9 protein-coding genes and 1 pseudogene are annotated in these 10,261 nt (G+C 42.7%); 9 read left to right on the forward strand and 1 reads right to left on the reverse strand.

What is annotated here, in order from left to right:
- From NI468_RS15340 to mdh, 8 genes and pseudogenes are all read left to right on the forward strand, one after another.
- Positions 1-712 (forward strand): ABC transporter permease (locus NI468_RS15340; RefSeq protein ID WP_253102533.1); only part of this gene is annotated, 712 nt, incomplete at its 5' end.
- Positions 713-815: 103 nt separating this feature from the next.
- A pseudogene (locus NI468_RS15345) lies at positions 816-1,226 on the forward strand (transposase family protein); the annotation flags it as partial.
- A 305-nt stretch (positions 1,227-1,531) separates the two neighbouring features.
- Positions 1,532-3,688 (forward strand): TonB-dependent siderophore receptor, encoded by a 2,157-nt coding sequence (locus NI468_RS15350; RefSeq protein ID WP_004733133.1) that lies wholly within the window; start codon positions 1,532-1,534, stop codon positions 3,686-3,688.
- A 71-nt stretch (positions 3,689-3,759) separates the two neighbouring features.
- The gene (locus NI468_RS15355) at positions 3,760-4,371 is read left to right on the forward strand and encodes a DUF4198 domain-containing protein (RefSeq protein WP_004733134.1); all 612 of its coding nucleotides are present in this window, start codon (positions 3,760-3,762) and stop codon (positions 4,369-4,371) included.
- A 42-nt stretch (positions 4,372-4,413) separates the two neighbouring features.
- Positions 4,414-4,695 (forward strand): hypothetical protein, encoded by a 282-nt coding sequence (locus NI468_RS15360; protein WP_004281957.1) that lies wholly within the window; start codon positions 4,414-4,416, stop codon positions 4,693-4,695.
- Positions 4,696-4,698: 3 nt separating this feature from the next.
- Positions 4,699-6,258, forward strand: a complete 1,560-nt coding sequence (locus NI468_RS15365; RefSeq protein WP_004733135.1) for a PepSY-associated TM helix domain-containing protein — start codon at positions 4,699-4,701, stop codon at positions 6,256-6,258.
- Complete coding sequence (locus tag NI468_RS15370) at positions 6,255-6,527, forward strand: hypothetical protein (protein WP_004733136.1); 273 nt, start codon at positions 6,255-6,257, stop codon at positions 6,525-6,527. The genes NI468_RS15365 and NI468_RS15370 overlap by 4 nt, the downstream gene beginning before the upstream one ends.
- Positions 6,528-6,782: 255 nt before the next feature.
- On the forward strand, positions 6,783-7,955 hold the full coding sequence (gene mdh, locus NI468_RS15375; RefSeq protein WP_004733137.1) for an iron-dependent methanol dehydrogenase: 1,173 nt from the start codon (positions 6,783-6,785) through the stop codon (positions 7,953-7,955).
- 514 nt (positions 7,956-8,469) lie between these two features.
- On the opposite strand, the gene NI468_RS15380 is transcribed toward mdh, so the two are convergent.
- Positions 8,470-9,651 (reverse strand): helix-turn-helix domain-containing protein, encoded by a 1,182-nt coding sequence (locus NI468_RS15380; protein WP_004647792.1) that lies wholly within the window; start codon positions 9,649-9,651, stop codon positions 8,470-8,472.
- 201 nt (positions 9,652-9,852) lie between these two features.
- On the opposite strand from NI468_RS15380, the gene NI468_RS15385 reads away from it, so the two are divergent.
- The coding region (locus NI468_RS15385) for an aldehyde dehydrogenase family protein (protein ID WP_253102535.1) at positions 9,853-10,261 on the forward strand (409 nt) is incomplete at its 3' end.

Here is a 10,261-nt window from a genome sequence, read left to right on the forward strand (position 1 = left end):
ACAAATTGGTCTGGGCTTAGCTACATCAGTTGAGCAAACTTTGGCAGACTATACTGAACGCTTTAGCAAGGTCTCGGATTTTTCACCTGCTCTTTCTGTGCATCAAATTCCTTTATTTAATCCGCTGTCCGGCTATGGCAGCTATGTCTTTCCTGCGGTTGCACCTTTAATTATCCACCAAACCATTCTTTTGGGTTTGAGTATGCTGATTTTGGTATATCGGGAAAGAAAAATAGAATTAAACACAAATGCATTGATTGGGATGTGTTTAGCGGTCTTCACCATTGGTTGTCTGGGATGTTTCTATTTATTCGGCTTTAGCTTCTGGCTATTTGATTATCCACGTGGTGGCAACCTGCTCGGGATGCTACTGGCTGTTGCGGTTTTTATCTACACGATAATTGGCATGACCTGCCTATTTGCCAGTTTTCTGGATCTGCCGGAACGTGCGGGGCATGTTATTGTATTCACTTCTATTCCACTGTTCTTTTTATCTGGTGCGGCCTGGCCGCATGCTGCCATGCCCACCTGGATGCAAGTCGTTGGCGAAATCCTGCCCTCTACCCAAATTGTGCAGACGTTTATTCAACTCAATCAGATGGGTGTGCCTACAACACTGATCTTGCCTAAACTGCTCTATCTTGGAATGATCGGTAGCTTGTGCTTTTTTTTGGCTTATCGACGTTTAATTTCAAACTGTGGAACTTTCTAGCTAGATGTTTAGTCCCAGATTTTAATGGTGCAACATTCTTAGAGAAATGAAAGGAAGCACTATGGGACAAGTTCTACACAGCAGCGTCACAACGACATAGACAGTGCGTCGAGCAATACAAAATAGTCAAGAGAGCTTAAGAACGCTAGCCAAGCGTTACCGCATCAATCAAAAAACCGTCGCAAAATGGAAGAAACGTACTTCAGTAGATGATCTTACAACCGGGCCAAAGAATCCTCGCTCAAGCGTGTTATCGCCTGAAGATGAGGCGGCAATTGTTGCTTTTCAAAAACGCACTTTGTTGCCGCTAGACGATTGCCTTTATGCATTGCAGCCGAGTATTCCTTATCTGACACGCTCGTCGTTATACCGCTGCTTGCAGCGGCATGGTATTTCATGACTGCCTAAGGTACAAGGTGATCGCCCTGTCAGGAAGCGCTTCAATTGTTACTTTCATATCGACATCGCTGAGATGCAAACAGCACAGGATAAGCTTTATCTCTTCGTGGCTTTATTGCATAAATATTTTTCAAGATACTGATTTTTAAGGGTCTTATAAAACTTTAATAAAAAATAAATATAATAAAATCAAAGTGTTATGTATTATTGCAGCAAAGCCGTTCAGGAGCACAAAGGTAAGGTAATAACATCTTTTTAATAGTGATATTTATTGCTCCCTATCCTTACATTAAAGTTTTATTTGGAAATTTACCTATCATTAACCCATTTTTCATTCATATTTCCTGTTATGTTGAGATTGCTTTAAGATATATTAAATAATAACATTAGTGATAATTATTATCATTTACATTAGCCAAAATGTCTTCTACCGTTCCTTCATCATTTAAACTATCTTTACTCAGTTTTTCGATTTTAGTTACACAACAAAGTTTTGCCGATGATACTCAGCAATTACCGACGATTACCGTTACAGCGGAATCAGAACAGAGTGAGCTCAGCTCTGAACAGAGTAAAGCCTATATCATCCAAAACTCGTCAACCGCCTCAAAACTGAATATTCCACTTAAGGAAACGCCGCAAACAGTCAATGTCCTTACCCGCCAGCAACTGGATGACTTTGCCTTGGATAATACCCGGGACGTACTGCGCAATACCCCTGGCATTATCGTCAGCAATCAGGAAACGGAACGGACCTCCTACCTTGCCCGAGGTTTCGAGATTTCAAATGTTTTAGTCGATGGCGTTGGTATTCCACTCGAAGGCTATAATTATAATAATGATAATTCAGACAGTTTTTTGTTTGACCGTATCGAAGTGGTCAAAGGCGCGAATGCCTTAAATAATGGAATTGGCGATCCCGGCGCAACTATTAACATGATTCGCAAACGCCCTACTCAGGAACTTCAGGCAGCCTTGAATGCCAGTTACGGCTCATGGAATACCCAGCGCTATGAAGCAGATGTATCTTCTCCTCTCACCCAGGATGGAAAAGTCAGAGGCCGTGTATTTGGTTATCAACAGACTGGTGACAGTTATCTGGATCGTTATGAACTAGAAAAGAACGGCATAGGTGCTGTTGTGGAGGCAGATATTACTGACACAACTCTATTGACTGCTGGCTATACTGAAACCAATCACAAGCCGAATGGTGTCAATTGGGGTTCTAATCCACTGATCAATACTGAAGGCGAGCAGCTCAGTTACTCACGGAATTATAATTACAGTCCAAGCTGGGCGCACTGGGATAGCAATATTAAAAGTTACTTTGCCGAGCTTGAACAAAAACTGGGTGGCGACTGGACAGCCAAACTGACCTATGATGAAAAACGTACACAACGCGATTCAAAGCTCTTGTTTCTGTCCGGCAAACCTGGCGCAAATGGCACTTCAGGCATCTTCCTCTACCCAGGCATGTATATTGATGACAATAAAGAACAACAAGCCAGCCTGAGTTTTAGCGGCACCTATCCGCTTTGGGGACAACGCCATGAAGCCTCATTGGGCTATGTCTGGGCCAAAAATCGTCTGGATGAATTGGGTTATGCTGGCAGCTTTGTCAATCCGCTGACCACAGATTTAGCCAGTTTTACACCCGAAGAACCAAGCTGGGATATGTCGAAAACCAGTGGTGAAATGCATATCCGGCAGAAGAACCAGAGCCTTTATGCTGCGACCCGACTGCATCTGAATGATGATCTGAAACTGCTTTTAGGTGCGAACTATGTTCAGGCTGAAAGCAGTGGTAGCAGTTATGGGACCGACACCATTTATGATGAAGATAAAGTTTTACCCTATGCCGGTCTGACCTATAACTTTAGCCCTGAATATACAGGCTATCTGAGTTATACCTCGATTTTCCGTCCGCAAACCACCAGAGCAGATGATGGCAGCATTAACAAACCGATCGAAGGTGAAAGCTATGAAGTCGGAGTCAAAGGTTCTTGGCTAGATGACAAGCTTACCGCCACCATGGCTGTGTTCAGAACGGAGCAAAGTAATTATCCGCTTCGTGATTCTGATGGTATTCCGACTTTACGCACAACTCAGGTCAGTGACCTGCGTTCCCAAGGCTACGAGTTTGGCTTGGCGGGACAACTGACCGACCATTTTAACTTAAGCTTTGGTTATACCCAGTTTAGCCTGAAAGATCTGATCAATGGCGGTGATGCGCGTACCTTCAATCCAACCCAGTCTTTTAATCTTTTAACTACCTATCAGGTGCCGCAACTTCCAAAACTGAAACTGGGCCTTGGTGTGCAGTGGCAAGATCAGACCTATCTAGATGTGCCTGAAGCAACCGCCAATGGAGTGATTACCCAGAAAGCTGGAATCATTGAGCAGGATGCTTATGCGCTCGTGAACTTAATGGCCAGCTATGAGCTGAATGAGCATATGACCTTGCAAGCCAATGGTAATAACCTGACCAATGAAAAATATCTGTTCAATTTCCCGAATCAGCAAGGTTTTTATGGTGCACCAGCAAATTACAGCGTTGCTGTGAAATTTAAATACTGATTTTCAAACTTAGCCTTGACGACATGTTCAGGGCTAAATCATCACTACATACACAAAAACAGGTAAAACAAATGAAAAAAATGATCGCTCTGACCCTCGGACTGTCTATGACACTTTCAGCTCAGGCGCATATGCTTTGGCTGGAACGTGGCACAAATCAGCAGACTCATGCGTTCTTTGGTGAATATAGTGAACAGCTTAAAGAAACGCAGCAAGGTGCCTTGAAGTCTTTTAATCAAGCAAAGGCCGTTCAGTCTAGAAAAAGCTTTAGTCCTCAAATGCAACAAGATCATTTGCTTTATGCGACCCAAGGCCAGACAGATGTCCAGCTCAGTCATGAATTGATCTATGGAGAATCATTGTTGAGCTATCATGCCAAATCCGGCAGACAAAACTTGAAAGCAGAGTCAGAACTAGATATTGTCCCGACCCAGATCAACAGCAATACATTTACGGTACTGTATCAGGGTAAAGCTGCTGCGGATGTTGAAGTCACAGTCTTTTCCCCGCAATTCTGGCTAAAAAAATACACCACCAACGGCCAAGGCCAGATTACGATCGCCACGCCATGGAAAGGTCAATATGTCATTGAAGTTGGCAAAGAAGCAGACAAGGCAGGAAAATTGAATCAGCAGGCCTATAAAAAACAGTATCTGGTAACGACTTTAAGTTTTGTTTATTAAGTTTTTAGATTTTCATCAGTATAGATTTATTCAAGGCCAAATATGATGTCTGTTGTAGTGCAGCCACTTGCCATTCTCTATCGCTTAGGCATGACCTTTGGCATTGGCTACTTGTGCAGTTATTTAATCGCACTCGATCTGGCTTACTTTCTACAGGCTTTTCTGCCTAAAGCTGAGTCTGTCTATTTGGCTGCATTTACTGCCCTGATTTTTTATGTTTGTTTTGTGATTGGAATCTTCTGTATCCAAAGTTTAAAAAAGCTTTCTATCTATAGCCTGATTCCTTTACTTATTTTATTTCTCTTCTCCCGCTTCATAGGTTAAACCATGCATAAATCTGTCCGTCAATCCATGGCATGTTTACATTCATGGCTGGGTTTAAGCTTTGGCTGGTTACTCTTTGCGATCTTTTTAACAGGCGCGGTCACCTATTACCGACATGAAATCAGTCTATGGATGCAGCCTGAATTTGCCACAATGCAAGTCAATCAGGAAACTGCCTTAAAATCTGCTTACAGCTATTTACAGCAGCATGCACCGGACGCCCAAAACTGGTATATCGGAGTCGCCAATCAAGACTCACCGGTGAATAAAGTCTACTGGCAAAAAGCGGATGGTGGCTATGAAGTCAAAACCCTGAATGCTTCGACAGGAAAAGAATTACAGCTTTCAGCCACACAAGGGGGAGATTTTTTCTATAATTTTCATTTTCAGCTCTATGGTATGCCCTACACCATTGGTCGGCTGATTGTGACGATTGCTGCCTTTATCATGTTATTGACTCTGATTTCAGGAATCATTACCCATAAAAAAATCCTGACAGACTTTTTTACCCTAAGAGCCTTTAAAGGACAGCGCTCTTATCTGGATTTTCATAATGTCAGTTCAGTGATTGCCCTGCCGTTCTTTTTGACCATGACATTTACCGGGTTGGCGATTTTCTTTTATATCGTGCTGCCTTCCGGTATGAAAAAACTTTATCCAGACAATCCCTTTCAATATTTTGAAGAAATTCGCACAATCAATACATCAGCCACCCACTCAGTTCCTGTGAAAACCCAGATGCTGCCAATTCAACATTTTATCACCACGGCACAGCAACACTGGGGATATGCGGAATTTGACAATATCACGGTCAAGCAGCCCAATACCCAGCTGGCACACATAACCTTAACTCAGCTCAAAGATCATTCCATTACACGAAATCAGGCACAGCTTATTTTAAATGCTGCTACCGGAAAATTGCTTGAAAATACACGAAATGAAAGTGCAATTGCCACACTAAATGCCAGCATGTATGGTTTACATATGGCACGTTTTGCCGAACCTGTTTTACGTTTAGGGTTATTTTTCTCCGGCATATTAGGCTGCGCAATGATTGCATCCGGATTGCTGCTGTGGAGCCTGAAACGCCAGATGCAGAAAAAATCAGTGCGGTTTCATCTCGGACACTATTTAGTGAACCGCTTGAATATCACCATAATTATTGGCTTGCCGCTTGCCATGCTGGGATATCTCTATGCGAATCGTTTTATCAGTATTCCTGTAGGTGCACCAAATTATGAAATTTATAGTTTTTTCTCTATCTGGCTTGGCAGTTTTATCCTGGCATGTGTAACCCCACAGCAAGATATATGGAGAATGCAGCTTAAACTTCTGATTTGTGCTGCCTTTATAATTCCCCTGATTGATATTTATTATTTAGTTTCCCAGCAATATGTTGATTCTTTTGCGACTTATTGGCCTTTTTTGCGTATTGATCTGATGTTATGGACCTTGGCACTGCTTGCCCTATTGTTACACCAGAAAATTACGCCCATTCAGCAAAAGGCTATTAAGAAAATCCAGACCAAACTGAAAGCCGTACAGCAGGAGTCTTCCATATGATATGGATCGCAATCATGGGGCTTTTATGGCTAAGCTGTTTTGGTTTTTATGCGGTAAGTGCAAAGCAGATCCTAAAAACCCGAAAATCTCGGTACGCTTTTTTAGCGAATTTTCCTACGTACACTAAATTCACTGCGGGTATTTTCTTATTCGTCGCGATGTTTTTATTACGTACCCAGTTTAGCTACAGTATTAGCTTTGTGGCTTTATGGGTATTTCTAAGCCCTGTACTGTTTATCTTTATCTTAAAAATGAATAAAGCATTTTAGTATTTATTTAAAATCAGAAAGTAGCAAACAGCCTAGTGTGCTATTCACACGCCCTTTATTAAACCAATCTACCCAGTATCTGCTAAACCTTGCCAATCTGCTTTTAAATACCTCAAATGCATTATTTTGGCTAGAATCAGAAATTTAAATTGGTAGGTATTTGGTAGGTAGGATTCTTTTTAGCTTCATCCAATACTCATATTACGGTGAGGGTCACCGATAAAATAATCAATCAATGGTAGAAGGAATCACCCCATGGCTTTTAAAAATATTGCAGATCAAACTAACGGTTTTTATATTCCCTGCGTTTCACTTTTTGGTCCGGGCTGTGCTAAAGAAATCGGGATAAAAGCACAAAATTTAGGCGCCAAGAAAGCACTGATTGTAACTGATGCTGGCCTGTTTAAATTTGGTGTTGCAGATGATATTGCAGATTATTTGAAAGAGGCAGGTGTTGACAGTTATATTTTCCCAGGTGCGGAACCCAATCCAACTGATATTAACGTGCATCATGGAGTTGAAGCTTATAATGAAAATGCCTGTGATTTTATTGTATCGTTAGGTGGGGGCTCATCACATGACTGTGCCAAAGGCATCGGTCTGGTCACTGCAGGTGGCGGACATATCCGTGATTATGAAGGGATTGATAAAAGTACCGTTCCGATGACACCACTGATTGCAATCAATACCACGGCAGGGACGGCTTCGGAGATGACACGTTTCTGTATCATTACCAATACCGATACCCATGTGAAAATGGCGATTGTAGATTGGCGTTGCACACCACTCATTGCAATTGATGACCCTAAACTGATGTTGGCCAAACCTGCCGGCCTGACTGCGGCAACAGGGATGGATGCTCTGACACATGCGGTTGAGGCCTATGTATCTACGGCTGCTAATCCCATCACTGATGCCTGTGCAGAAAAGGCGATCACCATGATCAGTGAATGGCTCAGTCCCGCAGTGGCGAATGGGGATAATCTAGAAGCACGGGATGCCATGAGCTATGCTCAATATCTTGCCGGAATGGCCTTTAATAACGCCTCTTTAGGATATGTGCATGCGATGGCACATCAGCTCGGAGGCTTCTACAACTTGCCGCATGGTGTTTGTAATGCAATTCTGCTCCCCCATGTTTGTGAATTTAACCTGATTGCTTGTCCTGAACGTTATGCCAAAATTGCCCAATTGATGGGGGTGAATACAGAAGGCTTAACCGTAACTGAAGCAGCTTATGAAGCGATTGGCGCCATTCGTCAGCTTTCGGCTTCAATTGGTATTCCATCTGGGCTGACGGAATTGAATGTAAAAGAAGCTGACTTGGCCATCATGGCGGAAAATGCACAAAAAGATGCCTGCATGCTGACCAATCCACGTAAAGCCAGCCATGCCCAAGTGGTAGATATTTTTAAAGCGGCGATGTAGTGCCTCAATGTAAGTCTTCTCTCCAAGCATCTGACTTACATTTTTAACAGCCCCTGTTTCATTTCCTGAGGAAGTGTGCCAAGAGCAGACATGCATTTTCCTGTTCCTGGCTGATCCTTTTGCCTTCATAAGAGGATAAAAGCGGGGGGTGTTTCTTTTTTATGAAGTCCCCTTCATTATGAATATCGACATTAATCCCATGGTAGAAAAATGCCACGATTTTTTTAGCCCGTCCCAGCCAGAAAAAATTTCCCGTCGTATGATCTTAATATCATATTTAATCTCTGAGGAATAAACTGCGCGTCCTTCAAATGACATGAAGGTGAGCGTAGCTGATTTTGATGAAGAGCATCCCATCAAGCGGCTGGTCAAACTGGGTAGCCACTGATAAAAATTTTAGGATCAGGTTCAGTCTAAATTAATAAGCAAACCCACAGTAAGCAAGGATAATACTTAATATTCCAGAATATTCCTATTTTAACTGTTTAGCTTTGTACCGACAGTTACATCAGCTTTAAAGATTTTTATATTTTAACAGAGTCTGATGAACGGGATGGTTTTTGGGCATCAGTTCAATCAGGCGTTCTACAGCATCAATCGCTTCAGGAAAATGTGCCACATGTTTCAGCAAGACATCGGTTTCATTAGCCTTGAAAATGGCATCGCTCAGGCGTGATTCCAGACAATCTCTCCAAGCGCATAGAAATGGACTTTCTGTTTTGGCCAGAAATACGCCGGTACATAATTTCAAGGCTGAATCGATATACCCAGCATCTAAAGATTGCTCTGTCATTAAAAAATCAGCCTCTACATGCGCCAATAAACGATAGGGTCTGGAACCCAGCATACCACCTAATAAATCGCGTAATTGTGACATTTCTGCTTTTAAAGTACCCATACTGACCTTGCGCTCGCCATATAAGGCTTGATGCAATGTATCTAGACTCAGACCCTGCGGACATAAGGCTAGAATGGTCAGAATTTCAATCTGTCGAGGAGTCAGAACCAACATCTTGCCATTAAACAGCACTTGAGGTACTGAAAAAGCTCGAATAAACAGGCGCTGCTTCTGGCATTCTAGTAGAGCCGACTGGATGATCGTAGCACAGCGCTCCGCAGCTAGTAGTGCTAAACTGTTATGCTTTGGCCAGGTAGTCGACAGATCAATGACACCTAAGACCTGTTTTGAATAGGGATCAATAATCGGGGCAGCGTAACAAACCCAATCATGAATGGAGGACATGTAATGTTCACTGGAAAAGACACAGCTGGATTGTTGAGTTTTTAAGGATAATGCCAATGCATTGGTTCCGACTAGCTCTTCGCGCCATTGCCCACCTTCAATAAAATGTACACTTTCTGCGGCACTTTGCATTTGTGGGCTAGAAGCTGCCCAAATGATGGTGCTGCCGATATCTCCGACCGCCAGCACCATAGAAGATTGCTCGGCAATATGTTTTAAATCCTGAGCACAATGTTGCAGGGCTTGGGCTAAAGTTGAGGAAGAAGTGGTCTTTTTTAAATCCGTCAGCGGTGCTGCTAAACGATTCTTCGGGATTTCAGCCGAGGATGAACGTTGCCAGGAGCTGGCAATACTCTGTCCCAGCTGTTCTGCATGTAAGGGAGACAAACTGCTGTTTTGCCGAAGCTGATCAGTATTGTGCCTTTTTTCCATCAAATCTTGTTTTGTCATCATTCCTTATTCTCACAACAATTCATGATTTACATCCGCTGTAATCGTTATTTTTTTAAAATGGATGAAAATATCGTGAACATGCTAGCCCCAACCTTTTTCCAACCTTATACCAGTTATATTAATCAAATAAGGTGCAGAAGTACCTTATACCAAAGCTGTAGAAGCGGTTTTGCCATACGAAAATAAGCAAAGGAAATAAATATGCGTTACGTCGATCCTAATCAACCTGATTCAAAAGTTCATTTTAAAGCACAATACGAGAATTTTATTGGCGGCGAATGGGTCGCTCCGGTCAAAGGTGAATACTTTGACAACATCTCTCCGGTAGATGGCAAAGTCTTTACCAAGGTTCCGCGTTCTTCTGTAGAAGACATTGAATTGGCCCTGGATGCAGCGCACAAAGCCAAAGAACAATGGAACAGAGCATCGCCGACCACCCGCTCCAATATTCTGTTGAAAATTGCCGATCGTCTGGAACAAAATCTGGAACTGCTGGCAGTGGCAGAAACCTGGGATAACGGCAAACCGATCCGTGAAACGCTGGCTGCCGATATTCCGCTGGCTATTGACCATTTCCGTTATTTTGCCGGCTGTATTCGTGCGCAGGAAG

This window comes from Acinetobacter lwoffii, from assembly GCF_024129355.1.
GTDB classification, from domain to species: Bacteria; Pseudomonadota; Gammaproteobacteria; order Pseudomonadales; family Moraxellaceae; genus Acinetobacter; species Acinetobacter lwoffii_I.